The 26,310-nt window shown below is 64.6% G+C and carries 24 protein-coding genes; 9 read left to right on the top strand and 15 right to left on the bottom strand.

Annotated elements, in window-relative coordinates; genetic code table 11:
* Positions 1-13: 13 nt before the first annotated feature.
* The gene (locus tag KJP30_RS05785; protein WP_218448033.1) at positions 14-952 is read left to right on the top strand and encodes a lysophospholipid acyltransferase family protein; all 939 of its coding nucleotides are present in this window, start codon (positions 14-16) and stop codon (positions 950-952) included.
* Here KJP30_RS05785 and KJP30_RS05790 read toward each other — a convergent pair.
* On the bottom strand, positions 922-1,617 hold the full coding sequence (locus KJP30_RS05790; RefSeq protein ID WP_218448034.1) for a DUF1223 domain-containing protein: 696 nt from the start codon (positions 1,615-1,617) through the stop codon (positions 922-924). The genes KJP30_RS05785 and KJP30_RS05790 overlap by 31 nt on opposite strands.
* Positions 1,618-1,950: 333 nt before the next feature.
* On the opposite strand from KJP30_RS05790, the gene acnA reads away from it, so the two are divergent.
* Positions 1,951-4,695 (top strand): aconitate hydratase AcnA, encoded by a 2,745-nt coding sequence (acnA, locus tag KJP30_RS05795; RefSeq protein WP_218448035.1) that lies wholly within the window; start codon positions 1,951-1,953, stop codon positions 4,693-4,695.
* 253 nt (positions 4,696-4,948) lie between these two features.
* A complete protein-coding gene (locus KJP30_RS25035) occupies positions 4,949-5,080 on the top strand; it encodes a hypothetical protein (RefSeq protein WP_261332020.1) in 132 nt (43 codons plus the stop codon).
* Positions 5,081-5,102: 22 nt separating this feature from the next.
* Here the strand turns inward: KJP30_RS25035 and KJP30_RS05800 are convergent, their stop codons facing one another.
* The 11 genes from KJP30_RS05800 to yajC all read right to left on the bottom strand — a co-directional run bounded on the left by KJP30_RS05800 (position 5,103) and on the right by yajC (position 12,937).
* The gene (locus KJP30_RS05800) at positions 5,103-5,945 is read right to left on the bottom strand and encodes a c-type cytochrome (protein WP_218448036.1); all 843 of its coding nucleotides are present in this window, start codon (positions 5,943-5,945) and stop codon (positions 5,103-5,105) included.
* Positions 5,946-6,059: 114 nt separating this feature from the next.
* Positions 6,060-6,599, bottom strand: a complete 540-nt coding sequence (locus KJP30_RS05805) for a DsbE family thiol:disulfide interchange protein (protein ID WP_218448037.1) — start codon at positions 6,597-6,599, stop codon at positions 6,060-6,062.
* Complete coding sequence (gene ccmD / locus KJP30_RS05810; protein ID WP_218448038.1) at positions 6,592-6,747, bottom strand: heme exporter protein CcmD; 156 nt, start codon at positions 6,745-6,747, stop codon at positions 6,592-6,594. The genes KJP30_RS05805 and ccmD overlap by 8 nt, the downstream gene beginning before the upstream one ends.
* Positions 6,744-7,493 carry a heme ABC transporter permease gene (locus tag KJP30_RS05815; protein ID WP_218448039.1) on the bottom strand — a complete coding sequence of 250 codons (750 nt, stop codon included), beginning with the start codon at positions 7,491-7,493 and terminating at the stop codon, positions 6,744-6,746. Before KJP30_RS05815 ends, ccmD begins: the two co-directional genes overlap by 4 nt.
* Before the next feature lie 72 nt (positions 7,494-7,565).
* Positions 7,566-8,222: a heme exporter protein CcmB gene (gene ccmB / locus KJP30_RS05820; RefSeq protein WP_218448040.1), complete on the bottom strand. Its 657-nt coding sequence runs from the start codon at positions 8,220-8,222 to the stop codon at positions 7,566-7,568.
* Positions 8,219-8,830: a heme ABC exporter ATP-binding protein CcmA gene (ccmA, locus tag KJP30_RS05825; protein ID WP_218448041.1), complete on the bottom strand. Its 612-nt coding sequence runs from the start codon at positions 8,828-8,830 to the stop codon at positions 8,219-8,221. Before ccmA ends, ccmB begins: the two co-directional genes overlap by 4 nt.
* 76 nt (positions 8,831-8,906) lie before the next feature.
* A complete protein-coding gene (locus KJP30_RS05830) occupies positions 8,907-9,260 on the bottom strand; it encodes an Mth938-like domain-containing protein (protein WP_218448042.1) in 354 nt (117 codons plus the stop codon).
* Between the two features lie 9 nt (positions 9,261-9,269).
* On the bottom strand, positions 9,270-10,022 hold the full coding sequence (locus KJP30_RS05835) for a TSUP family transporter (protein ID WP_218448043.1): 753 nt from the start codon (positions 10,020-10,022) through the stop codon (positions 9,270-9,272).
* Positions 10,015-10,983, bottom strand: a complete 969-nt coding sequence (gene secF, locus KJP30_RS05840; protein WP_218448044.1) for a protein translocase subunit SecF — start codon at positions 10,981-10,983, stop codon at positions 10,015-10,017. The genes KJP30_RS05835 and secF overlap by 8 nt, the downstream gene beginning before the upstream one ends.
* Position 10,984: 1 nt before the next feature.
* Positions 10,985-12,649, bottom strand: a complete 1,665-nt coding sequence (secD, locus tag KJP30_RS05845; protein WP_218448045.1) for a protein translocase subunit SecD — start codon at positions 12,647-12,649, stop codon at positions 10,985-10,987.
* Positions 12,650-12,655: 6 nt separating this feature from the next.
* Positions 12,656-12,937 carry a preprotein translocase subunit YajC gene (gene yajC, locus KJP30_RS05850; RefSeq protein WP_218448046.1) on the bottom strand — a complete coding sequence of 94 codons (282 nt, stop codon included), beginning with the start codon at positions 12,935-12,937 and terminating at the stop codon, positions 12,656-12,658.
* A 230-nt stretch (positions 12,938-13,167) separates the two neighbouring features.
* Between yajC and KJP30_RS05855 the strand changes: the two genes are divergently transcribed.
* The 4 genes from KJP30_RS05855 to lfb1 all read left to right on the top strand — a co-directional run bounded on the left by KJP30_RS05855 (position 13,168) and on the right by lfb1 (position 16,316).
* A complete protein-coding gene (locus tag KJP30_RS05855) occupies positions 13,168-13,812 on the top strand; it encodes a trypsin-like serine peptidase (RefSeq protein WP_218448047.1) in 645 nt (214 codons plus the stop codon).
* 89 nt (positions 13,813-13,901) lie between these two features.
* Positions 13,902-15,194: a serine--tRNA ligase gene (gene serS, locus KJP30_RS05860; protein ID WP_218448048.1), complete on the top strand. Its 1,293-nt coding sequence runs from the start codon at positions 13,902-13,904 to the stop codon at positions 15,192-15,194.
* Positions 15,191-15,892: a TspO-related membrane protein gene (locus KJP30_RS05865; protein ID WP_218448049.1), complete on the top strand. Its 702-nt coding sequence runs from the start codon at positions 15,191-15,193 to the stop codon at positions 15,890-15,892. Before serS ends, KJP30_RS05865 begins: the two co-directional genes overlap by 4 nt.
* 67 nt (positions 15,893-15,959) lie before the next feature.
* Positions 15,960-16,316, top strand: a complete 357-nt coding sequence (lfb1, locus tag KJP30_RS05870; RefSeq protein ID WP_218448050.1) for an LIC10280 family protein — start codon at positions 15,960-15,962, stop codon at positions 16,314-16,316.
* A gap of 140 nt (positions 16,317-16,456) precedes the next feature.
* Here the strand turns inward: lfb1 and der are convergent, their stop codons facing one another.
* From der to KJP30_RS05885, 3 genes are all read right to left on the bottom strand, one after another.
* Positions 16,457-17,932, bottom strand: a complete 1,476-nt coding sequence (gene der / locus KJP30_RS05875; RefSeq protein WP_218448051.1) for a ribosome biogenesis GTPase Der — start codon at positions 17,930-17,932, stop codon at positions 16,457-16,459.
* A gap of 193 nt (positions 17,933-18,125) precedes the next feature.
* Positions 18,126-19,466, bottom strand: a complete 1,341-nt coding sequence (locus KJP30_RS05880; RefSeq protein ID WP_218448052.1) for a PQQ-like beta-propeller repeat protein — start codon at positions 19,464-19,466, stop codon at positions 18,126-18,128.
* A gap of 64 nt (positions 19,467-19,530) precedes the next feature.
* The gene (locus KJP30_RS05885) at positions 19,531-20,187 is read right to left on the bottom strand and encodes a hypothetical protein (RefSeq protein ID WP_218448053.1); all 657 of its coding nucleotides are present in this window, start codon (positions 20,185-20,187) and stop codon (positions 19,531-19,533) included.
* A gap of 353 nt (positions 20,188-20,540) precedes the next feature.
* Here KJP30_RS05885 and KJP30_RS05890 point away from each other — a divergent pair, with 353 nt between their 5' ends.
* Both KJP30_RS05890 and KJP30_RS05895 read left to right on the top strand, forming a co-directional pair.
* The gene (locus KJP30_RS05890; RefSeq protein WP_246594359.1) at positions 20,541-22,475 is read left to right on the top strand and encodes an efflux RND transporter periplasmic adaptor subunit; all 1,935 of its coding nucleotides are present in this window, start codon (positions 20,541-20,543) and stop codon (positions 22,473-22,475) included.
* Positions 22,472-26,290 (top strand): efflux RND transporter permease subunit, encoded by a 3,819-nt coding sequence (locus KJP30_RS05895; protein WP_218448054.1) that lies wholly within the window; start codon positions 22,472-22,474, stop codon positions 26,288-26,290. Before KJP30_RS05890 ends, KJP30_RS05895 begins: the two co-directional genes overlap by 4 nt.
* Positions 26,291-26,310 lie beyond the last annotated feature (20 nt).

Raw genomic sequence — 26,310 nt, forward strand, 5'->3', positions numbered from 1 at the left:
GCGGACAGCGGGCGTGACGAACAAAGGCAAGACAAAAGAGCAGAAACCCCGCGTGGACTGGCAGGATCGGGCAACCGACCGCGCCATCCGCGCACTGATCTGGTGCGCCCTGCGCCTGCCCCTGCGGGTGCGACTGGGCCTGATGGGCGGGATGATGGCGCGCGTGGTGGCCCCGCTGGCGGGCTGGCAGGCGCGCGCCATGGCGAACCTTGGCCACATCTGGTCCGACATGCCCGAGGACGAACGCCGCCGGATCGCCCGCAAGGTGGCCGACAACGCCGGCCGCACCATGATCGAAAACTACGATCCGCAAGGCCTGCTGGCCCGGATGAAGGACGCGCCCATCACCGGCCCCGGCCTGCCCGCGATCGAAGCCGCCCGGGCCGAGGGGCGCCCCATCCTCTTTGTCACCGGGCATTACGGCAATTTCGAAGCGCCGCGCGCGGCGCTGGTGGCGCGGGGCTGGCGGATTGGCGGGCTGTATCGGCCCATGGCCAACCCCTATTTCAACAGCCACTATGCGGCCAACATGCACGCGCTCAGCGATCCGGTCTTTGAACAGGGGCGGCGTGGCACCATGGGCTTGCTCAAACACATCAAGGCGGGCGGCATGGGCGTGCTGCTGTTCGACGTCTACGACAGCGCCGGGCTTCCCATCGACTTTATGGGGCAACCCGCGCCGACACTGACCTCGGCGGCCGAAATCGCCCTGAGGACCGGTGCGCTGATGGTGCCGTTCTTCGGCATCCGCCGGGCCGATGGCATCAGCTTTGACGCGATTTTCGAAGAGCCGATCCCCGAGGCCCCGCCCGAGGACATGATGCGCAGCCTCACCGAAAGGCTGGAGGCACGAATCGAGGACGATCCCTCACAGTGGTTCTGGATTCACCGCCGCTGGAAACCCAAGCGCCAGATGAAACGTCAGCGCAAGCGCGCCGCCGCCACGATGTGACCGTTCTTGGGGTCCTGCACCAGCACGACCACGGGCGCGCCCTCCCCCACCTTGACGCGGCCTTCGTAGGGGGCCTGACCGTCCCAACGTGTCACCACCGTCCAATCGCGGGCGATATTGGTATAGGTCAGCGTCTGCCCGGCGTTTTCGCCCCGCGTGATCGCGACCTTCTGCGCCGGATCATAGCGCACCACGTGAATGTCGCAGGGGCGCAGGGCGTCCAGTGCCGTGGCCTTGATTACGATGTCATCCCCGTCGCGGGTGACGGCCAGATCCACATGCGACGGTTTCGCCGCATGTTTGCTGATCAACTTGGACAGTTTCATGGGGCGCGAGCCGACAACGTCATCCTCGCCGTTCACCACCATCTGAGGCGTGTAGATCCGTTTCCAGCCGCCGGTGCGGGCGTAGTTTTTTTGCCGCAGCGTAAAGGCACGCTGGGCAAAGGCATCTTTCCAACCGATGTAATCCCAGTAATCCACATGCAGCGCCAGCGCGATCACATCGTCCCGTTCACTGAGTTCGGCAAGGATCGCGTCGGCGGGCGGGCAGGAGGAACACCCCTGCGAGGTGAAGAGTTCGACCACAACCGGCGATTCCTGGGCGCCGACCGCCCCTGCCAGCGCGATCCAGCCCGCCGCCAAAACTCCCGCAATTCCCCGCATCCAGTCCGTGCCTTTGTCAGTTCATCCCCTCACTCGTCTACCCAAGCCTGTTCTTCAACGCCAATCAAGGTTTTGGGAGATAACGTGACAGTTTTCGCACGGCGCCAGCCCACGATCGACCGGCCGCCGTCACTTTATGCCAGCGTCGCATCTCCGGCCACGCGCCGCCTGCGCGGCCCCGAAGGACAAGCATCGGCAGCAGGCCGCGCCAAAGCGGGGTGAAAATTGTGTGCAACGGTATACAAAAACGACGCACCCCCCTTGATTGACTCACCTGCTTTCGGCAAGAGGGGGCCAAGAACCCAATTCGTCACCCCATCGGAGGCATTGCCCATGACCATCACCGTAGGCCATGACAGCGCGGGCACGCGCAAGACGCTCGAGGCCGGCGGCCAGACCGTCGCCTATTACTCGATCCCGGCAGCCGAGGCCGCGGGCCTTGGCGATTTCTCGAAACTGCCCGCCGCGCTGAAGGTGGTGCTGGAGAACATGCTGCGCTTCGAGGACGGCAAGACCGTCACCGTCGACGACATCAAGGCTTTCAGCGACTGGGCCAAGAACGGCGGCAAAGGCGACCGTGAACTGGCCTATCGCCCCGCACGCGTTCTGATGCAGGACTTCACCGGCGTTCCCGCCGTGGTCGACCTTGCCGCGATGCGCGACGGCATCAAGGCGCTTGGCGGCGACGCGCAAAAGATCAACCCGTTGAACCCGGTCGATCTGGTCATCGACCACTCGGTCATGATCGACGAATTCGGCAACCCGCGCGCCTTCCAGATGAACGTGGACCGCGAGTATGAGCGCAACATGGAGCGTTACACGTTCCTCAAGTGGGGCCAGACCGCGTTCAACAACTTCCGCGTGGTTCCCCCGGGCACCGGCATCTGTCACCAGGTGAACCTGGAATACCTCAGCCAGACCGTCTGGACCGATGAGGACCAGAACGGCGAAACCGTCGCCTATCCCGACACGCTGGTCGGCACCGACAGCCACACCACCATGGTCAACGGCGCGGCCGTTCTGGGCTGGGGTGTGGGCGGCATCGAGGCCGAGGCCGCGATGCTGGGTCAGCCGATCTCGATGCTGATCCCCGAGGTCATCGGCTTCAAGCTGACCGGCGCCATGGTCGAAGGCACCACCGGCACCGACCTTGTGCTGAAGGTCGTGGAAATGCTGCGCGCCAAGGGCGTTGTCGGAAAGTTCGTGGAATTCTACGGCGAAGGCCTGGACAAGCTGCCGCTGGCAGACCGTGCCACCATCGCCAACATGGCCCCGGAATACGGCGCCACCTGCGGCTTCTTCCCGATTGACGGCGAAACCCTGCGTTACCTGCGCAACACCGGCCGTGACGAGGCGCGCATCGCGCTGGTCGAAGCCTATGCCAAGGAAAACGGCTTCTGGCGCGGCGACGATTACGCCCCGGTCTACACCGACACGCTGGAACTGGACATGGGCACGATCGTTCCGGCGATCTCGGGCCCCAAGCGTCCGCAGGACTACGTTGCCCTGACCGCCGCCGCCCCCGCCTTTGAAAAGGTCGTGGCCGATTTCCGTGGCATCGACATCTCGGGCGACGCCAAGGACATGGCAGCCGAAGGCCCCGCCACCGCCAAGCCCGTCAACATCCACAAGACCGCCAAGGTCGAGGGTGAAGACTATGAACTGCGCGACGGCTCGGTTGTGATCGCTTCGATCACCTCCTGCACCAACACCTCGAACCCCTACGTGATGATCGGCGCGGGCCTTGTGGCACGCAAGGCCGCGGCCCTTGGCCTGACCCGCAAACCCTGGGTCAAGACCTCGCTGGCACCGGGGTCGCAGGTTGTGTCCGCCTACCTCGAGGCCGCTGGCCTGCAAGAAGATCTGGACAAGGTCGGCTTCAACCTCGTGGGTTACGGCTGCACCACCTGCATCGGCAACTCGGGTCCGCTCCAGCCGGAGATCTCGAAGTCGATCAACGATAACGACCTGATCGCCACCTCGGTCCTGTCGGGCAACCGCAACTTCGAAGGCCGGATTTCGCCGGACGTGCGCGCCAACTATCTGGCGTCGCCGCCGCTGGTCGTGGTCTATGCGCTGGCCGGTGACATGAACATCGACATCACCTCCGAGCCGATCGCCCAGACGCCGGACGGCAAGGACGTCTATCTGAAAGACATCTGGCCGACCACGCAGGAAGTTGCGGATCTGGTCGAACAGACCGTCACCCGCGAGGCGTTCCAGTCCAAATATGCCGACGTCTTCAAGGGCGACGAGAAATGGCAGGGCGTCGAAGTTCCGCAGCAGGAAGTCTATGACTGGCCGGCGACCTCGACCTACATCCAGAACCCGCCCTACTTCCAGGGGATGGGCAAGGAAAAGGGTGAGATCACCAATATCGAAGGCGCCCGCGTCCTCGCCCTGCTGGGTGACATGATCACCACCGACCACATCTCGCCGGCCGGTTCCTTCAAGGAAACCACACCCGCCGGTCAGTATCTGGTCGAGCGTCAGGTTCCGGTGCGCGAGTTCAACTCCTACGGGTCGCGCCGCGGCAACCACGAAGTCATGATGCGCGGCACCTTTGCCAACATCCGCATCAAGAACGAGATGCTGGACGGCGTCGAAGGTGGCTACACCAAGGGCCCCGACGGCAACCAGACCTCGATCTACGATGCCGCGATGGCCTACAAGGACGCCGGCACCCCGCTGGTGATCTTCGGCGGCGAACAGTACGGCGCGGGCTCCTCGCGTGACTGGGCGGCCAAGGGCACGGCGCTTCTGGGCGTCAAGGCGGTCATCGCTGAATCCTTCGAGCGGATCCACCGGTCCAACCTCGTCGGCATGGGCGTCATCCCCTTCGAGTTCACCGGCGGCGATACCCGCAAATCGCTGGGCCTGAAGGGTGACGAAAGCGTGTCGATCTCCGGTCTGGACACCGTGCAGCCGCTGCAAGAGGTGCCCTGCACCATCACCTACGCGGATGGAACGTCGAAAGAGATCACGCTGAAATGCCGGATCGATACCGCCATCGAGGTGGAATACATCGAGCACGGCGGCGTTCTGCACTACGTGCTGCGCAACCTCGCGGCCTCCTGAGACCGCATGTGACCCCGAGCCGGGCTTGACCCGGCTCCTCCAAAGCGCCCCTTCGCGGGGCGCTTTTTCTTTGTCCGCGCCCCTGCGGATCAGGAAACAGGCAGCGATCCGCCTCTTGATTGGGCACCCACGCCGATTTCCGCGCAAATGCCTCTCATTGCGGGTTTTCCTGACCTGCGCGACGGATCTTTCCCCGTGTATTTCATCCTCGTGGCCCCATGTCATAGGTCACAAAGAGACACGAGGCAGAGTCATGAAAACACTTACCGTTATCCAGGCCGCCGTCCTGTTGATGCTGGCCGTGATCGGTGCCTACGCCGGGCAGGACACGACCGCACCGGATTGCGCGAAAACCGCCGCCGCGATGGAAAGCTGCGACCTCTGACAGGCCGCAGCTTGCCGGGCGATCAGCCTTCGTCGGGCAGTGCAGGCAGGCTGCGCAGATACATGATGACCGCCGCGAGGTCATCCGAACTCATCTGCGCAAGGTAACCATAGGGCATGGGCGGCATCATCGGCGCCCCGCCGGGTCGCATGCCCTTGGTGATCATATCCGCCAGTTCCGCGTCCGTGTAACCCGCCAGACCGTCTTCGTGGCTTGTGAGGTTCGACGCCACCGAAGTGCCCCAGGGGCCGTGGAATTCGAACCCGCCCGCGCCAAGTCGACTGTCCAGCATCGGGCCTTTCTCTCCCATCGGCGTATGGCATTCCATGCAATGGGCCACCGGCCCGGCAAGATAGGCACCATAGGCCACGCTGACCCCCTGTTCGGGATGCGGCACGCTTTCGACCGGCGGGCCATAGGCAGGCGGCAGCGGGATGTTATAGCTGCTCTGCCCCGGATCATTGTCGACGGCCGGAACGCTGCGCAGGTACAGGACCATGCTCATCACATCGTCATCCGACAGGCCACGATACATGGCAAAGGGCATTGGCGGGCCGATCAACGATCCGTCCGGGCGCAGCCCTTCACGGATCGCCCGCACCAGTTCAGCATCCGTCCAATCGGCAATGGCGCCCGCCGGGGTGATATTCGGCGCAATGGCGGTAAAGGCGGGGTTCTTTTCAACCAGCCGTCCGCCAAGGTTCTGCGCCATGACCGGGCCATCCGGTCCCATCGGTGTATGGCAGTTTCCACACCCCGCCGGCCCTTCGACAAGATAGCGGCCCCGGTCAAGGCTGGGTTCGGCCTGCACAGCCGCGCCAGTCAAGGCCAGCGCCGCGCAAAGCGTTGTCAATCTGGGGATCATATCCCTCTCCCTGAGAAATCTTTTTGTTGAACCACTTGTTCACTGGCACCTGCCGCCAGTGTAGCGCGATTCAAACCGGTCTCTCAGGGAAATCTTTTTGTCCGCGTCAGCGCGTCAGCGCCCCAGCGCCTCGTTCAGCTTCGGGACAAAGCGCTGTTCATAATCCGAGCCCACCAGCGGACCAACGAATTTGAACAGAACGGTGCCGTCCCCGTCGAGGATGAAGGTTTCCGGCGGCGCGGTCACCCCCCAGTCAATGGCCGTGCGCCCGGCGGGATCAAAAGCCACCGCCATGAAGGGATTGCCGTCGTCGGCCAGGTACTTCGTGGCGTTGCCGGCCTGATCCTTCATGTTCACGCCGATGATGCGCACACCTTCTGCCTGCATCTTGAGAAGCACGGGATGTTCGACACGGCACGGCGGACACCAGCTGGCCCAGAAATTGACCAGCGTCACCTCGCCCGAGGTCAGCATCTCGGGTGTGACGGCGGCATAACCCGGCAGCGCGGCATCGGTCATTGCGGGGGCCGGTTTGCCGTCGAATACGGATTCCAGCCGGTCGGGATCTTCCCGCCCAAGGCCCAGATAGGCCAGTAGGCCAAAGGCCGCAAAGATCAGCGGCGGTGCCACCATGAGAGGGGACAGCTTAGCCATTCTTCTGACGCTCCTCTATGCGTTCCAGTTCGGCTCGGATCCGGCGGGACCGCCAGACGCTGGCCACGATCAGCACCACCAGCAACAGCAACGACACCGCGTATGAGGACAGCACCGTGCCCGCGTATTTGCCAAGTTCCGGCATCATGCCATGCGCTCCCGTGCCAGCAGGGCACGCGCGCGGCGCGCCCGGATTTCCGTCTGCGTCCGCAACAGCACCAGTGCGATGAACAACAGCACAAAGCCGATGCCGGAGACCATGAGCGGCATGAAATAGACGTTCGACACTTTCTCGGTCGTGTCTGTCCCGGTCACCGCCCCGGCCCGCAGCACCGAGGACCCCTGGTGCAGACCCTGGTTCCAGAATTGCACCGCATAGCGCGACAGCAGTGCAAAGACCGATCCGACAAGGCACAGGATCGAGGTCAGGTCGGCGGCGGTATCGTCATTCTCGATCGCCTCCCACAGGGCCATGTAGCCGAGGTAGAACAGGAACAGGATCAGAAAGACGGTCAGGCGCGGATCCCATGCCCACCATGTGCCCCACATCGGCTGCCCCCAGATCGCACCGGTCACCAGCCCGATCAGCGTCATGACCGCACCGATAGGCGCAGCAGCGCGGGCCGCCAGCGCGCTGACATGATGGCGGCGCACGATCCAGATCAACGAGGCGATCAACATCATCATCCATGCATTGATCGCCATCATGGCCGCGGGCACATGCAGGTAGATGATCTTGACAGTCGACCCTTGCCGGAAATCATCCGGCGTAAAGAAGAACCCCCAGACCAGCCCGGTGACAAGGCAGATCACCGCGGCAACCGACACCCAGGGCAAAAGCTTGTCCGCGGTGCGGATGAACTTGACCGGATTGGCGTATTCCCAGATCGACATAGGTCCTTGGCCTCCCTTTCCAGCGGTTACAGCGCAAATATCGCGCGGGTGCAATACGTCACCCCGGCGCGCTCACCGCAGGTTGATCCGCAGGACGGCGGCGCTGGCAAAGGGCAACAGCGCCGCAACCCCGAAACTGATCCCCGCCAGCATCAATAGCGGCGTTTGAACAGCCAGCCCCTCGGCCCCGCGCCGCGCCACCTCGGCCCCAAAAATCAGCGTCGGCACGTAGAGCGGCAGCACCAGCAGCGACATCAGCAGACCGCCCCGTTTCAGGCCTACGGTCAGCGCCGCGCCAAAGGTGCCGATCACCGACAGCGCCGGCGTGCCAAGCGCGAGACTGATGAACAGCCACAGATAACCCGGTCCGGCAAGGTTCAGCAGCACTCCAAGCAAGGGCGCAGCAAGAACCAGCGGCAGCCCGGTGGTGATCCAGTGGGCCAGCGCCTTGATGCTGACGATGCCTTCCATCGGCAGGGGCGCGGTGGCCAGCAGGTCCAGCGAGCCGTCCTCCCAGTCCAGCGCAAAGATCCGGTCCAGCGACAGCAGGCAGGCCAGCAGCGCACCGATCCAGAGAATGCCCGGCGCGATGCGGGTCAGCAGATCGGTCTGCGGGCCGACCCCGAAAGGCACCAGAACGGTCACGATCAGGAAAAACGCCAGCCCAAGGCCAAAGCCGCCGCCCGCGCGCACCGCAAGGCGCAGGTCACGTGTCAGCAGCGCGATCACAGGAAAGCCTCGTCCTGAATGGCGGCCCGCGGCGTTGCGCGAAAAGGGGCGATGTCCAGCACCTCTGCCTCGATCCCAAGATCGATATGCGTCGCCATCAGCGCCGATCCCCCCTGCCCCAGATGCCGCCGCACCGCCTCGGCGAACAAGGCGACCGACGCCGTATCCAGCGACACCGTCGGCTCGTCCAGCACCCAGACAGGCCGCCCCGTCACCATCAGACGCGCCAGCCCAAGCCGCCGTTTCTGCCCCGCGGACAATGTGCCGGCCAGCCGGTCTTGCAGTGCGGTCAGGTTGAAATCACGCAAGGCATCGTCAATGCCGCTGGTACCAAAGACCTGTGCCCAGAAATGCAGGTTCTCGCTGACACTGAGCATGGATTTCAGCCCGTCGGCATGGGCCGCATAGGCGATACGTTCGCCCGCGCCGGAAATCTCTCCGGCCAGCGCCGGTTGCAGCCCGGCTACTGTCCGCAAAAGCGTGGTCTTGCCCGCGCCATTGGGGCCACGCAGAACCAGTGCCCGCCCCGGCGTCAGCGCGAAACCGACCCCTTCAAGCACCGGCACACCGCCGCGCGCCACCGTCAGATCCTTGACCGTCAAATCCATGTCTTGCGGCTTAGCGCAGGCGGCGCGCCCGCAAAAGCCCCAAGCGTCTGCCGCGACGCGATGCCCTGATGCTGTGTCAGACCGGCAGCGCCGCAAGGGCGACGCGACGCCCTTCGCTCAACAGCACATTGTAGGTGCGGCATGCCGAAGGCGAGTTCATCGCCTCGACGCCCAGCCCCGCCTCTTCGAGACGATCACGCAACCCCGAGGGCAGATGCGCCGTCTCGGCCCCTGTGCCGACAAAGACCACGTCGACCAGACCGGCCATGCTCAGCAGACTATCGGAATCTTCCAGCCCGCCCCAATCGGCGCGGCCCTTGTCCCAGACCAGAAGCGGCCCCTGATGCACTTCTCCGCCAACGCGGAAGAACCCCGGGCCATAGCCGTCCACCGGCACGGCATCGTCATATGTGATCTCGTTCAGTCGCATGGCGCGCTTTTACCGCCAGACCGGCAGCGCCGACAAGGCCGATGTGGCGATCAGCACATAGGCCGCCACGCGGTAGGCCGCTTCCCATTCGGGGCGGAACAACCGGGCGCCCAGCCAGTTGCCCAACATGTTCGGCACCGACAGCGCCAGCCCCAGCCAGAGGAACTCGGTCATGAAACGGCCCATGGCCGCCATATAGCCCATCAGCAGCAGGTCATAGGCCAACAGGAACAGCAGGATCGTTGCCCGGATCGTGGCAACCGGCAGTGGCCGGGACATGTAGAACAGGATCACCGGCGGTCCGGGCAGACCGGCCATGCCCCCCAGCAACCCGGCCAAGCCGCCGATTCCACCGACCATGCCGCGGCTTATCCGTCCGCGATAGCGCAGGCCAAGCGACAGCACCGCCAGCATTGCCAATGCCAACAGCGCAACTCCAATGCGAAAGATCTCGGGCGCGATCCGGGTCAGGACCCACATGCCCAGCGGCAACACAAGAGCGCATCCAAGGACCAGTCTGCCCAGATCGCCCTTTTCGACCGCTGCCCAGGCCCGGCGCAGAATCGGCGCGGGACCAAAGAGGTCCATCACGGTCATTGTCAGGATGGCACCGAATGGCGGCAAGAGTTGCGCCGCCACCGGCAAAAATACAAGGCCCGAGCCAAAGCCGGTGAACCCGCGCACCAGCCCCGCTGCAAGCCCTGCAAGGATCAACCAGCCAATCCCCTCGATCCCGAGGAGACTGGCCAGAAAATCAGGCATCGATGTCGCCGAACTGATTGCCGGTCGTATCGCTGGGCTTGGACCAGTCGCGCTTTACGCCGAGGCGCAACAGCATGGTCGAGGCCACGAAGATCGACGAATAGGTGCCGACGATCACGCCCCAGATCATTGCAAACACAAAGCCCCGGATCACGTCGCCACCCAGCACGAACAGCGCGATCAGCGCCAGCAGCGTGGTGACCGAGGTCATGAAGGTCCGGCTGAGCGTCTCGTTGATCGAGAGGTTCAGCACCTCCTTGAGGTCCTTGGACTTGTACTTGATCAGGTTCTCGCGCACCCGGTCAAAGACAACCACGGTATCGTTCAGCGAATAGCCGACGATGGTCAGAAGCGCGGCAATGATGGCAAGGTCGAACTTGATACCCACCTCGGAAAACACACCGATGGTCAGCACCACGTCATGCACCAGCGCGACGACCGCCCCCAGCGCAAACTGCCATTCGAACCGCAGCCAGATGTAGATCAGCACCGCCCCGATGGCGAGCGCGACGGCGATGGCCGCCGTGCGGATCAACTCTCCCGAAACCTTGGGACCGACGGATTCGACCGAGACGAACTTGATGTCCGGCGCGATCTCTGCCAGCGCAACCCGCGCCTGTTCGATGACCTCGACGCTGACGGCCTCTTCGCCGTCCTGCGCGCCGATGCGGATCATCGCCACGTTCTGATCGTCGCGGAAATTCGGGTCAAAGACCTCGGAGATCACAACGTCGCCCAGTTCCAGTGCGGCCAGCGCATCCCGATAGGCGCCCACATCCACGGTCTGCGCGCTTTCGGTCCGGATCGTGGTGCCGCCACGAAAGTCGATGCCATAGTTCAGCCCGCGCAGGCCAAAGCTGGCCAGCGCAAGCACGATCAGAAGGGCCGAGATACCCAGCCACAGCACCGGTTTGGAAAAGAAATCGAAATTGGTCTGTTGGGGAACCAGCTTCAGGCGCATGTCAGACCTCGATCGTTTTCGGACGGCGGCGTTCGAACCATGTGACGATCAGCAGCCGCGTGACGAAGATCGCCGTAAAGACGGAAGTCAGGATGCCGAAGCCCAGCGTAACCGCAAAGCCGCGCACCGGACCCGAGCCCATGACATAAAGGATGACCGCCGTGATGAAGGTGGTGATGTTGGCGTCGATGATCGCCGAGAGCGCTTTTTCATAGCCCAGCTCGATGGCCCGCGCCGGCCCGCGCGCGGTGCGCAGTTCCTCGCGGATCCGTTCAAAGATCAGCACGTTGGCGTCAACGGCCATACCCACGGTCAGAACGATCCCCGCGATCCCCGGAAGGGTCAGCGTTGCGCCGATCAGCGACAGCAGGCCAAAGATCATGCCGATGTTCAGGATCAGGGCGATATTGGCGAAGATGCCAAACAGGCCATAGCTGAGCGCCATAAAGACCAGCACCGCCACAAAGGCCACGATGGTCGCGATCTTGCCGGCGTCGATGCTGTCCTGCCCCAGTTCCGGGCCGATGGTCCGCTCTTCGAGGAAGACCATCTTGGCCGGCAGCGCACCGGCGCGCAGCAGAACCGCAAGACGGGTCGATTCCTCGACCGTGAAGTTGCCGGTGATGATGCCGGAACCGCCCGCGATATGGGCCTGAATGACCGGGGCCGAGATCACCTCGCCGTCAAGCACGATGGCAAAGGGCGAACCGATATTGTTGGCGGTGTAATCGCCAAACTTGCGCGCGCCCGAGGGGTTGAAGTTGAAGTTCACCGCCGGACGGCCGTTCTGGTCGAAACTGGGCTGCGCGTTGGTCAGCTGTTCACCAGTGACCACGGGAGCCTGTTCGAGGATGTAGAACACCCCGTCCTGATCGCCTGCGGGCAGGATCTCGTTGCCGACGCCCGGACGTTCGGTTCCGTCCGAGGTGCGGCTGACCACCGGCTGAAAGGTCAGCTGGGCCGTGGTGCCGATAATCGCCTTGAGTTCGGCGGCGGACCCGATGCCCGGCACCTGAATCAGGATGCGGTCAAAGCCCTGACGCTGGATCGTCGGCTCGCGCGTGCCAACCTCGTCGATCCGGCGGCGAATGATCTCGAGGCTTTGCTGCATGGTGCGGTCGTCCATGGCATTGCGCTCTGCCTCGGACAGGGTGACGACAATCTCATCGTCTTCGGACCGCACTTCGAGATCGGTGGAACCGGCCCCGGTCAGCGAGACCACGGGCTGCGCCAGACCGCGCACCAGTTCGATGGCGCGGTCCATGCCGCCGGGTTCCGAAATCCTGACGCGCAGTTCGCCCTGTGTCGACGACGGTTGCAGGCGGATCGTGCCCACGGTGTCGCGCGCGTCGCGCAGCACGTCACGGACCTCGGGCCAGAGCGCCTCCATCCGGGCCTGATAGACTTCGTCCACCTGAACCTCGGCCAGAAGATGCGCGCCGCCGCGCAGGTCGAGCCCGAGGTTCACCAGCCCCGAGGGCAGGAACGACGGCCATTCGGCGGCAAGATCCCGGTTCTCGGAGGTGTCGAACCCCGCTTCGATGGCCTTGACGGCATCGTTATGGGTTTCGACCCGGCTGTAGAAGGCGTTGGGCAGGGCGAGCAGCAGGCCGACAACGACGGTCGCCCAGATCAGCACGCGTTTCCAGAGATCGACCTGCAACATGAAGGATCAGCTTTCGGCCGGTTCGGTCTTGGACAGGACCTGCGCAATGGTCGACTTGACCACGCGGACCTTGACGCCCTCGGCCACTTCGACCTCGATTTCCTTGTCGTCCTTCACCTTGACGACCTTGCCGATCAGCCCGCCCTGGGTGACGACCTGGTCACCGCGGCGCAGCGCGCTGACCATGTTCTGGTGTTCCTTCATCTTCTTCTGCTGCGGACGGATCAGCAGGAAATACATGATCGCGAAGATCAGAATAAGCGGAAGAAACTGGCCGACGGCTTCCATAGGGACGATGCTCCTGTTCAGAGAGAGCGGGGCACCCCCCGCGAAATTGCGCGGAACCTATGCGCGGCGCGGGCCAGATGCAAGGCAAGGCCATGGCCCTGCGCCGATTTGTTCGGCTTTGCAGGGCTGGAGGCCGTGGCCTGGCCGGTTCCGGTGCCGGGCCTTGCCCGCCCCTGCCCCGCGCCCTAGGGTTTTGCCTGCGAACAGGGCCCAACCGGAAAGGCCCCCAAATGCTGCGCCTGCTGCTGCTTGTTGTCTTGTTGTTTCCCTTCGCGGTCCATGCCGACGAGCCCGCCATCGGACGGCTGAACACCGCTGGCTATCGCATGTCGGAAATGTGCACCGCCACGCTGATCGCCCCGGCGCTGGCCCTGACGGCCGCCCATTGTGTCACCCGCCCCGAGGACGGCTATCTGAAACGGATCGCGGACATGGTCTTTGTCGCGGGCTGGAACGGAAGCGAACACAGCGGCGCCGCCCGCATCAAAGAGGTGCGCGTCCACCCCAGGGCCTATGCCGGCGGCCGGTTCGACCTGCGCCACGACATCGCCCTGATCGAACTGGAAGACCCGCTGCCCCCGGCGCCCCAGCGCATCGGCAGCGCAATCCTGCCCGGTCCGCTGGAACTGTTGGGCTATCGCCGTTCGCGCCCGCATCGGCTGACAGTGACGCCCCTGTGCTACGGTGCCGAGGCCGGTGGCCTCTGGCGGATCGGCTGCCGCGTCGAACCGGGGCAGAGCGGCGGCCCCGTCATGGCAGGCGAAGGCAGTGCGCGGCGGCTGGTCGCGGTGATCGTCGCCGTCACCCGCGACGAAGAGGCGCTGGCGGTTCCGGTGGATGCATGGGTTCGGCAACAGTTCGCAGGCCAGCCATGAGAAGGCGCCGCATCCCGCCCGGTCCCCCTACCGTCCTGTGAAAAGATGGGGCATAACCGCCCCGACTCGTTCAATGATTGGAGAAAGTGATGCACGACATCCGCGCCATCCGTGAAAATCCCGAAGCCTGGGATGCGGCCCTCTCGCGCCGCGGGGTGGAGGCGATGTCGTCACAGATCCTCGATCTGGACAAGGCACGCCGCGCCGCCATCACCGCCGCCGAAGAGGCGCAGGCGGAACAGAACCGCGCCTCCAAGGACGTGGGCAAGGCCAAGGCCAGCGGCGACGAGGCCGAATTCGAACGCCTGCGCGCGCTGGTCGCCGCGAAAAAGGCCGAAGTGGCCGAGATGCAGGACAAGGCCAAGACACTGGACACCCAGTTGACCGACCTGCTGATGGGCGTGCCGAACCTGCCGCTGGATGACATCCCCGACGGCGCGGACGAAAACGACAACGTGGAAATCCGCCGCTGGGGCAGCCCGCGCACCTTCGATTTCACTCCGAAAGAGCACTATGATCTCGACGGCGTGAAACCGGGCATGGACTTCGAAGTGGCGGCCAAACTGTCGGGTTCGCGTTTCGTGGTGCTGTCGGGCGGGGTGGCGCGCATCCACCGCGCGCTGGCGCAGTTCATGCTGGACACCCATACCGAAGAACATGGCCTTGCCGAAACATGGACCCCGGTGCTTGTGCGCCCGGAAATGATGTATGGCACCGGCCAGTTGCCCAAATTCGGCGAAGACAGCTATGAAACCACCAACGGCTGGTGGCTGATCCCCACCTCCGAGGTGACGCTGACCAATATCGTCAACGGTCTGACGGTCGAGCAATCCTACCTGCCGCGCCGCTATACCGCGCATTCGCAATGTTTCCGCTCCGAGGCGGGCAGCGCGGGCCGCGACACCGCCGGGATGCTGCGCCAGCACCAGTTCGAAAAGGTCGAGATGGTCACCGTCTGCCACCCGGACGAGGCGCTGGCCGAACATGACCGGATGACCAAATGCGCCGAGGCGATCCTTGAAAAGCTGGGCCTGCCCTATCGCACCGTGGTGCTGTGCACCGGCGACATGGGCTTTGGCGCGCAAAAGACCCATGACATCGAGGTCTGGCTGCCCGGTCAGGACAGCTACCGCGAGATCTCGTCGGTCTCGACCTGCGGCACATTCCAGGCGCGGCGCATGAACGCGCGGTTCAAACCCGCCGAAGGCGGCAAGCCCGGCTTTCTCGCCACGCTGAACGGATCGGGCCTTGCGGTGGGCCGCTGCCTGATCGCCGTTCTGGAAAACGGCCAGCAGGCGGATGGCTCGGTCGACCTGCCCGAGGCGCTGCACCCTTACCTGCGCGGCAAGACGCGGCTCTCGGCCGAGGGTGTATTGGAATGACCCGCCTCTGGGCCCTGTTCTGCTTTGTCGCGGCGCTGGCCTTTGCGGCCTCGCCCTGGCTGGCGCCGGGGTTCAACGGCTTCGAGCCTTCGCAATTTCCCGTCGTGATCGAAAACCCGCCGGTGCAACCGGCGGGCTATGCCTTTGCGATCTGGGGCCTGATCTATGTCTGGCTGATCATCGGCACCGGCTTCGGCCTGCTGCGTCGGGGCGATGACATCGACTGGGCGCCCATGCGCCCACCACTGCTGATCAGCCTTGCGGTGGGGACGGTCTGGCTGCCGGTGGCACAGGTTTCCCCGGTATTGGCGGTTGTGCTGATCTGGGTGATGCTGATCACCGCGCTGGTGGCACTCTGGCGGGCGGGCGATACTGACCGCTGGCTGCAACAGGGGCCGGTGGCGGTCTACGCAGGCTGGCTGACCGCGGCGTCTTGCGTCGGCACCGGCGTGGTGATCGGCGGTTATGGCTGGCTGCTGCCGACACCGGCGGCGCTGGTGTCGCTGGCCGCCTGCATGGCGCTGGCGCTGATCATGCAATACCGCCTGCACCGCGCGCCGGAATACGGCATGACAGTGATCTGGGCACTGGTGGGGGTCGTCGTTTCGAACTGGCAGCCCTTTAACGCCGCGGTGACCGGGCTGGCACTGCTTGGCATGATCGCAATTCTTGGCGTGCGTGGCACGGACACGGAATAAGGCGGCGCTGGACAGGGCCGGGCGCGCGCCCTAGGCTTTCCGCCATTCCAACGCCAAGGATTTTCACATGCGCGCCCTGATTTTCTCTGCCTGCCTTCTGGCCTCCCCGCTCGTCGCACAGGAAAGCCTGCAACTCGAAGGCAGCCCGGACCTCGCGGGCCACTACCGTGTCGACGGACGCAACCCCGACGGATCCGCCTATAGCGGAACCGTGGACCTCCGCGAAGACGGCGGCCAATATGCCGTCACCTGGACCATCGCCGGCCAGGTCTATCGCGGCACCGGTCGGCTACAGGGACGCCTGCTGACGGTGGATTGGCAAGGTGACAGCGACCCCGTCTTCTACGTTCTGATGCCGGATGGCGACCTGCACGGCACATGGGCCGACGGTCGCGGCCTTGACCGCCTGGAACGCGCGAACTGATCCGGCCCAGCCATTCCATCCCCGGCGCTCCGCCCTCTTCACGCCCCGATCTCTCCGGCCGACCGGTGCTCAGCCATTGTTCCCTGGTGAATTCCGAAGCGAAAAACGGCGCCAGGGGCGCCGCTTTCCTTTCCAGATCTTCAGTCCTTTTTCGACTGCAATTTGCCGAGATGCTTCTTCAGCGCACCGGCATTTTTCTTCTTGCGCCCCTTGTAGGGGTTGCGATCCCCCTGCCCGCGCATAGTCAGGCGAATAGGCGTTCCGGGCATGTCAAAGTCTTCGCGCAGCCCGTTCACCAGATAGCGCGAATAGCTCTCGGGCAGCTTGTCGGGATGCGAGCACATCACCACGAAACCCGGCGGGCGCGTCTTGGCCTGCGTCATGTAACGCAGCTTGATCCGGCGGCCCTGCGGCGCGGGGGGCGGATGCCTCTGCACCATACCCTCCAGCCAACGGTTCAATTGCGCCGTGGGCACGCGGCGGTTCCACACATCGTAGGCCTGCATCACGGCGGCCTGCAAACGGTCCAGCCCCTTGCCCGTCCGGGCGGAGATTGTCACCAAAGGCGCACCGCGCAATTGCGGCAGAACATGTTCGAACTGCTCGCGCAGCCATTTCAGCTTGTCCTGCTTCTGGTCCTCGATATCCCATTTGTTGACCGCGACCACAACGGCGCGGCCCTCGCGCTCGGCCAGATCGGCGATCTTGAGATCCTGCGTCTCGAACGGGATCGCGGCATCCAGCAGAACGATCACAACCTCGGCGAATTTCACCGCGCGGATGCCGTCGGACACCGACAGCTTTTCCAGTTTTTCCTGAACCTTGGCGCGCCGACGCATCCCGGCTGTGTCAAAGATGCGCATCGGCACCCCGCCCCAGTCCATCTGGACGGAAATCGCATCGCGCGTGATCCCCGCCTCCGGTCCGGTCAGCAGGCGATCTTCGCCAAGAATGGCATTGACCAGGGTCGATTTGCCCGCGTTGGGACGGCCCACAACGGCGATCTGCAAAGGCTTGTCAGCGGTTGGCATCCGCACGGCGCCATCATCGCCTTCCTCGGCCTCTTCCTCGGTCAGCGAGACCTCGGTTTCCGGTGCCTCGGCGGCGGCCCGTTCGGCAAAACCCTCGGACAACGGCACAAGCGCGGAATAAAGCTCGTTCATGCCCTCGCCATGTTCGGCCGACAGGCGCAGCGGCTCACCCAGACCCAGCGCATAGGCTTCGATCACACCGGCATCCGCCGCCGATCCTTCGGCCTTGTTGGCGGCAAGGATGACGTGTTTGGCCCGCTTGCGAAGGATCTCGGCAAAAACCTGATCGTCGGGCAGAATCCCGGCCCGCGCATCGACAAGGAACAGGCAGATATCTGCTTCGTCCACGGCGCGTTCGGTCAGGCGGCGCATACGGGCCGGCAGGCTCTCATCCGTCTCGTTTTCCAGACCGGCGGTGTCGATCACGGTAAACCGCAAATCGCCCAGCCGCGCCTCGCCCTCGCGCAGGTCACGTGTGACGCCCGGCTGGTCATCGACCAGCGCAAGACGCCGCCCGACAAGACGGTTGAACAGGGTCGACTTGCCCACGTTGGGGCGACCGACGATGGCGAGAGAGAAACTCATGTCCCGGCTCCAAAGATCAAGAGCGCCGCTTAGCGCATTTCGGAACAGGGATAAAGGGGGCGCGCCCACCTGTGCCGCGGGTTTCCGGACCCTGCCCTTTCGCGGTTGCCCAAACCCCGAGACCAAGGCCGTCAGGCCGCCGGGCCGAGGATCCTGCGCGCGCCGAAGGCGCGCACAATCGGATCACGCCAGATCAGCGATAGGCGTGCAGGACGCCTTTGCGCGACACGACATAAAGCGTGCCATTGGCCACGATCGGCCGCGTCGTGGCCCCGCCGGCGATGTCGATTTGCTGCAACAGGCTGCCATCGGCGGGATTGAACGCGCGAATCTTGCCGTCCGAACTGGTGACGATCAGCCGTCCGCCCGCAAGAACCGGACCGTGGTTGGCAAACGAGCCGTCACGGCGGCGGTTCGGGTTCCGTGTCGGACGATATCCCGGCAGGTCCCGCGACCAGATTTCCTGACCGGTGTCCGCGTCCAGCCGCACCAGCTGGTTCAGGTCAGACACGAAAAAGACCGAATCACCTGCGGGCCACATCGGCCCCAGGGCGCCCTTCTTGGCGGTCCAGATCCGGTCGCCGTTGTAGATCGACAGCGCTACGACACGGCCCGAGTGGTTGCCGGCATAGACGCGGTCGCCCGCGATTACGGGATCGCCGGTCACGTCGTTGATGCCCGCCAGAGTGACCCCTGTGCGCCGTCCCAGAAGCTCCGCGTTCCAGACTTGCAATCCGCCTTGGCGGAACGCGCCGGACACAGCGCCCGACCCGAAGGCAAAAACCACATATTTGTCGTTGATCGCCGGGGCGGGTGCCCCCGCGATATTGTTGAAATCCTGCGCGCCGTCGAATTGCCAGCGGACGCGACCATCCTTGCTTTCAATCGCCCAGGCCGTGCTGTCGCCGGACACCACATAAACCAGCCCGTCGCGATAGCTGGGCGCGCCGGTGGCCGTGTTGTTCAGATCCTGTTCCCAAAAGACATTGCCCGTGGCCGGGTCCAGCGCGGTCAGCTTGCCGAAACCGGAGGACACGAACAGCTTGCCATCCCCATAGGCAAGCCCGCCGCCCTGTCCTTCGGGAGCCTTGTCACGTTGGGGAATCAGGGCCGCGCTCCACAGTGTCTGGCCCGATGTCGAGGTCGCCCGCACTTGATGGTTGGCGTCCATGGTAAAGATACGCCCGCCAGCCACGATCGGGTCCGCGTTCAGCCGGGTCTTGCGTCCGTCGCCCGCCCCGATCGACACCGCGAACAAAGGCGACAGCGACTGGCCAAGGGCCGCGTTGGCCACCCGTGCCATCGGCGAGACCGGGCTTTGCGCCCAATCCTGGTTGGCCACGGCGGCAGGCGCGCTGAAAGCGCGGGCCTGCGGACCCGCGGCCTCGGCGACCGGGGCCGCGTCGTCCACGTAATCGCCGCTCAGCACGTCACGCACATTCAGGCGTTCGCCCGGCAGGATCTGCTCGCGCTCCGTACAACCGGCCAGCGCCACCGCGGCCAGCGAAATCAGCAGAGAGGTCTTACGCAGCATCCGAATGCCCCTTTCGTCACCATACGGGGCCCTGCCCCCCGCCGTGTGCCCCGACAATACGGGCTCAGTTGCCGGGCGCGTCGCCGCCCAGTGCCACAATCAATTGCGAAGCGCGGCGCCGCAAGCCCTGTGTCGCCTCGGCATCCTCGACCAGCGCCTCGAGTCGCGTCAATGCCGCGTCGCGGTCGCCGGTTTCGATCTCGATCAGCGCCAGTTGTTCCTCGGCCAGCAGGCGCAGCGGTTGGCCGGCCACGGCCAACGCCTCGAACCCGCTGCGGCGCTCCTCGACCGGCAACACCCCGCTGCCGCGGGTCAGCGCCTTGTAGCTGGCGATCTGGCGATAGATGGCGGGGATCTCGGTGTTGTCGGCCACCGCCTGCAAGCGGGCCACGGCGGCGGCATCGTCGCCCTCGGTGCCCTGCTCCGCCGCGGTCAGCATCGACAGAATCGCCGTGCCCGCCGTGGTCGGCGGTTCGATTGCGCCCAGCGCCTCGATCCGCTTGGGCGCATCCTCGGCGTCCAGCGCGTCAAGAATGCTGTCGCCAAAGGCCTGCGCCCGGGATTCGGCGGCGGCGATGCGCCATTCGCGGTAGGCGGTGCCCCCCACGATCAGCAGCACGATCAGCACGCCCACCCAGCCCCACTTGCGCAGGGTCGCATAAAGACGGTCGCGTTTGACCTCTTCGGTCACCTCGTCGATGAAACTGTCGGCGTCGCTCAAACGGGCCCCCTCCGGTTGGTTTTCCCCCTCTTACATGTCCCGTCCTGCGGTGCCAAGGCGCGATGGCATTCGGGTTTTCATGACCCCCGGGGGGCCAACGACGGGCGGCGGGACTTTTCCCGCCCGCCCTATTTTCGTGAAACTCCCATGAAATTGCCGAAAAAGCGCCGTTTTGCGGCGCAAATGCCGGAGGTACGCTTGAAGCTCCCCTTGGTGCCGCCTAAAACTGAACCAAACTGTTCAGCATGGGCGCATCCCGACTCTGCGGATCAAGGTGTGGCTCGGCACATAAGTATTTGACGACACGCGGCGGGCGATTGCCCGGCGCCCAAGGGATGAAGAATATGCGCATCATGTCGATCCTGACGGCCTGTCTTGTGGCAGCCGTGCTTTACGCGGTGGTGATGGAACGGGACCGGCTGCTTGGCTTTGCCCGTGACACCTCTCCCGCCGCGCAGGTGGACGATCCCGCCGCCGACCCGGATGCGGCAGAGGGTGCAGCGCCGGTGGCCGAAGCCGCAGAGCCTGCGGTGATCCCCGAGGGCGCGGTACGTGTCATGGCAAAACGTTCGGTTGCGCAGGTCGTCGACAGCGAAGTCATCCTGCGCGGCGAAACCGAGGCCGTGCGTCAGGTCGAGGTGCGGGCGGAAACCTCGGGCAAGATCGTGTCTGAACCGCTGCGTAAGGGCGCTCTGGTCGAAGCCGGGCAGCTTTTGTGTGAAATCGATCCCGGCACCCGGGGGGTCAGCCTGCAAGAGGCACAGGCCCGACTGGCCGAAGCCAAGGCCCGCCTGCCCGAGGCCAAGGCCCGTCTGGCCGAGGCCAAGGCGCAACTGCCCGCCGCCGAGGCACGCATCCTTGAAGCCGAGGCCGCGGTGCCTGCCGCCGAGGCACGGCTGGCCGAGGCCAAGGCTGGCGTGCCCGCCGCCGAGGCCCTTCTGGCCGAAGCCAAGGCCCGCATTCCCGAAAACGATGCCCGTCTGGTCGAGGCCGAGGCCCGCGTCCCCGAAGCCGAAGCGCGGCTGGCCGAGGCCAAGGCCGCGGTCCCCGCCGCCGAGGCCCGACTGAAAGAGGCCGAGGCAGGCGTCCCCGCCGCCGAGGCCGCCCTAGTCACCGCCGAGGCCCGCATCCCCGAGGCCAAGGCCCGCGTGAAACAGGCAGAGGCGCAGGTGCGCGAGGCCGAGATCAATCTGCGCGCGTCGCAGGAACTGGCCCGTGACGGCTTTGCCGCCCAGACCCGGCTGGCCGGGGCAGAAGCGGCCCATGAAACGGCCTTGGCTGCCGTGCAGACCGCGCAACTTGGCCTGAAATCCGCCACCTCGGGCATTGAGGCGGCCAAATCGCAGTTGCAAGGCGCGCTGGCCGCAGTGCAAACCGCCAAAAGCCAGGTCGCGACCGCCAGGGCCGCAGTTCAGGCCGCCGAAAGCGGCATCAGCAACGCCCGCGCCGGGGTGATTTCGGCCAAGGCCCAGATCCAGAACGCGCTTGCCGGCGTGCGCACCGCCGAAAGCCAATTGCAGGGCGCAAAGGCTGCTGTGGCCTCGGCTCTGTCGGCGGTCGAGGGTGCCAAGGCCGCTGTGATCTCGGCCAAGTCGCAACTGGAAGGCGCGCTGGCCGGTGTGCAATCCGCCAAGACCGGCGAGGAAGGCGCGCTGAGCGCGATCCAGTCCGCCGAGGCCGCCGTCGCCGCAGCCGCCAAGGAGATCGAGCGGCTCAAGGTCCACGCGCCTTTCGCCGGCCTTCTGGAAACCGACACCGCCGAACTGGGCGCGCTGATGCAACCCGGATCGGCCTGCGCCACCGTGATCCAGCTCAACCCGATCAAGATCGTCGGCTACGTGCCCGAAACCACCGTTGCGCGCGTGGATCTGGGGGCCCGTGCCGGTGCCCGCCTGACCAACGGACGCATCGTCGAGGGCAAGGTCAGCTTTGTCTCGCGCAGCGCCGATCCCCTGACGCGGACCTTTGCGGTGGAACTGACCGTCGACAACGCGGATCTGACCATCCGCGACGGCGAAACCGCCGAGATCGCCATCGAGGCCGAAGGCGCCAAGGCGCACTTCCTGTCGCAATCGACTCTGACGCTGAACGACGAGGGCAAGCTGGGCGTGCGCACCGTGACCGATCAGGACAGCGTGCAATGGATGGACGTGTCGATCCTGCGCGATACCCGTGACGGGGTATGGATCACCGGCTTGCCGGACGAGGTCGACGTCATCACCGTCGGACAGGAATATGTCACCAACGGCGTGACCGTGGTGCCGAGTTACGAGGACATCATCCAATGACCGGCATCATCGACTGGGCCGCCGAACGCGCCCGCATGATCATCGCCTTTATCGTGCTCAGCCTTGTGGCTGGGGCCTATTCCTATCTCTCGCTGCCCAAAGAGGGCGAACCGGACATCGAGATCCCGGCGCTCTTCGTGTCGGTCCCCTTCCCCGGCATCTCTGCCGCCGATGCGGAAAAGCTGTTGGTCAAACCGATGGAGACCGAGCTTTCGGATCTGGACGGGCTGAAGAAAATGAACGCCACCGCCGCCGAAGGCTATGCCGGTCTGGCGCTGGAGTTCGAATTCGGCTGGGACAAGACCAAGATCATCGCCGACGTGCGCGACGGCATGAACAACGCCGAGGCAGAGTTCCCCGAAGGCGCCGAGAAGTATTCAATCAACGAGATCAACTTTTCCGAGTTTCCGATCCTGATCGTCAACCTCTCGGGACCTGTTCCCGAACGCACGCTGAACAAGATCGCCAAGGATCTTCAGGACCGGCTGGAGGCGCTGGATTCCGTGTTGGAGGCCGGGATCGCGGGCAACCGCGACGAAATGCTGGAAGTGGTGATCGATCCGTTGCGGCTGGAAAGCTACAACGTCACCGCCGACGAGTTGATCCGCGTCGTCCAGAACAACAACCAGCTGATCGCCGCAGGCGAGGTCGAAACCAACAACGGCACCTTCGCGGTCAAGATTCCGTCCAGCTTTGACGATCCCCGCGATGTCTATGAACTGCCGGTCAAGGTGAACGGCGACCGCGTGGTGACGCTGGGCGATCTGGCCACCATCAACCTGACCTTCGAGGACCGGCGTGGCACCGCGCGGTTCAACGGCGAACAGACCGTCGCCTTGCAGGTGGTCAAGCGCAAGGGCTTTAACATCATCGACACGGTGGCGCAGGTACAGGCCACGCTGACGGTGGCGCAGGATAGCTGGCCCGACGAGTTGCGGGCGGTGCTGGACGTGGGCACCTCGAACGACCAGAGCCGGCAGGTCGCCAGCATGGTCAGCCAGCTCGAAGGCTCGGTTCTGACGGCCATCGCGCTGGTGATGATCGTGGTTCTGGCCAGCCTTGGCCTGCGGCCCGCGTTGCTGGTGGGCTTTGCGATCCCCACCTCTTTCCTGCTGTGTTTCGTGCTGCTGGCGCTGATGGGTGTAACGATCTCGAACATCGTGATGTTCGGCCTGATCCTTGCGGTCGGGATGCTGGTCGACGGCGCAATCGTGGTTGTCGAATATGCCGACAAGCGGATTTCCGAAGGCACCGGCCCGATGCACGCCTATGTCGAGGCCGCGCACCGCATGTTCTGGCCGGTGGTCTCTTCTACGGCGACGACGCTATGCGCCTTCCTGCCCATGCTGTTCTGGCCCGGCGTCGCGGGCGAGTTCATGGGCATGCTGCCGATCACGCTGATCTTTGTTCTTTCGGCCAGCCTTGTCGTGGCGCTGATCTATCTTCCGGTCATGGGCGGCGTTTCGGGCCGCTTTTCACGCAATGTGCACCGCGCCGGCAACTGGCTGCGCGCGCGCCTGCACTGGAGCTTGCGGATCCTGTTGGTGCCGGTCGCGATCCTTGGCCTGTTCATCGGCGCGATGCTGGTGCTCAACCCCGCCTATCTTGGTCCCACCGAGGCCGAAGGCTGGAGCGCGCATCTGCCCGGGGTGATCCTTTTTGTGCTGTTCGCGGTGATTTCCTCGGTTGCAATGGATGCAGTCGAAATCCGCCGCAAGCCGCGCAAGGTCGAACGCAGCAACCGGCGCAATTTCTTTGGCTGGGTGATCAAGGGCATCGCGGGCAACCCGATCATGCCGCTGGTGACCGTGGCCGCCGTGATCTTTTTCGTGATCAACGTCTTTGCCTACTACGGTGAAAACAACAACGGTGTGGATTTCTTTGTCGAAAGCGAACCGGAACAGGCCATCGTCTATGTCCGGGCGCGCGGCAACCTCAGCCTCGCGGAAAAGGACGCGCTGGTAAAACGCGCCGAGGAAATCGTGTTGACCCATCCCGGGATCCTGAACGCCTTTTCCTTTGCGGGCGAAGGCGGGCTGGACAACAACACCGGCGGCGCGATGGCCCCCAAGGACACCATCGGACAGGTGCAGTTCGAAACCATCCCGTGGGACGGGCGCCCGGCCTATGCACGTGAAACCGGTATCCCGCTGGCCAAACTGGACGGCGACGTGATCTTGGATGACCTGACCGAAAAGCTTGAACGCATTCCGGGCGTCGAGATCGAGATCCTCGCCCAGGCCCGCGGACCGGCCAGCGCCAAACCTGTCCACCTGCGCCTGCGCGGCGACGACTGGGATGCCCTTTTGGCCGGGGCGGCCGCCGTGCGCAACAAGTTCGACAGCACCCCCGGTCTGACCCTGATCGAGGACACGCGCCCCCTGCCCGGCATCGACTGGGAAATCGACGTGGACGTGGAAAAGGCAGGCCGCTACGGCGCCAATGTCGCCACCGTGGGCGCCATGGTGCAGCTGGTTACGCGCGGTGTGCTGCTGGACAGCTATACGCCGCAAGGGTCCGACGACGAGATCGAGATCCGCGTGCGCCTGCCCGAACAGGACCGGGTGCTGTCAACCCTCGACAGCCTCAAGGTGCGGACCACCGACGGGCTGGTGCCCCTGTCGAATTTCATCACGCGCCGACCCGTCGCCAAACTGGCCGAGATCGAACGCATCGACCAGACGCGCTTTTTCGACGTCAAGGCGGGTGTGCAGGAAAGCCTGATGGAAATCGGCTGGGACGTGACCACGACGGACCCCGACGGAACAGTGACCACGGAATTCGTGCCGCTGCTGACCGGGGTGGAAATGGACCCCGAGCAAAGTGACGTGACAACCGCCGGCTGGCAGCATGACTTCGGTCGCTCGGCGCATTTCGAATGGCTGATGGGACCGAACATCCGCTACTTTGACGAGGTCCGCTGGCTGACCGATGAAAGCCCCGACGCGATCCTGGCCAAGGCGGGCAGCGACGGCATATCGGACCTGCGGGTCGTGCCGGTAACGGGCAGTGAACGGATCGCCGTGCTGACCGACTGGCTGGAAACCGATCCCCTGCCCGCGGGGTTGGAATGGGAATGGACCGGCGACCAGGAAGACCAGGAAGAAAGCCAGGCCTTTCTGCAATCCGCCTTTGGCGGGGCGCTGTTCCTGATGTTCATCATCCTGCTGGCGCAGTTCAACAGCTTTTACAACGCGGTGCTGGTGCTGTTGGCGGTTATCCTGTCAACCACGGGTGTGCTGATCGGGATGCTGGTTCTGGACCAGTATTTCTCGGTCATCATGACCGGCACCGGGATCGTGGCCCTGGCCGGGATCGTGGTGAACAACAACATCGTGCTGATCGACACGTATCAGGAATACTCGCGCTACATGCCGCGGATCGAGGCGATCACCCGCACGGCACAGGACCGTCTGCGTCCCGTGCTGTTGACCACGATCACCACGATGGCCGGTCTTGCGCCGATGATGCTGGGGCTCAGCCTTGATTTCTTCGGCGGCGGCTATTCCATCGACAGCCCGACGGCCCTGTGGTGGAAAAACCTTGCCACGGCAGTGGTCTTTGGTCTGGGCATCGCCACCATGCTGACGCTGGTCTTTACCCCGGCGATGCTGGCGATCCGGGTCTGGTTCACCACCTACGTGCTGTGGATCGCCCGCCTGCTGGCGCGGCTCAGCTTTGGTCGCGGCAGCCGGGCGGCGCGCGACTGGGCGCTGAACCGGGCCGCAAAACAGGTCAAAGCGCCCGAGATCATCTGGGAGGACGAGCCCGTATCGACAATGGAACTGAGCCCGGAACTGCGCGCGGCGGAATAAGCGGACAGGCGGCGGGGCAC

It is taken from the genome of Antarctobacter sediminis (assembly GCF_019218285.1).
GTDB classification, from domain to species: Bacteria; Pseudomonadota; Alphaproteobacteria; order Rhodobacterales; family Rhodobacteraceae; genus Antarctobacter; species Antarctobacter sediminis.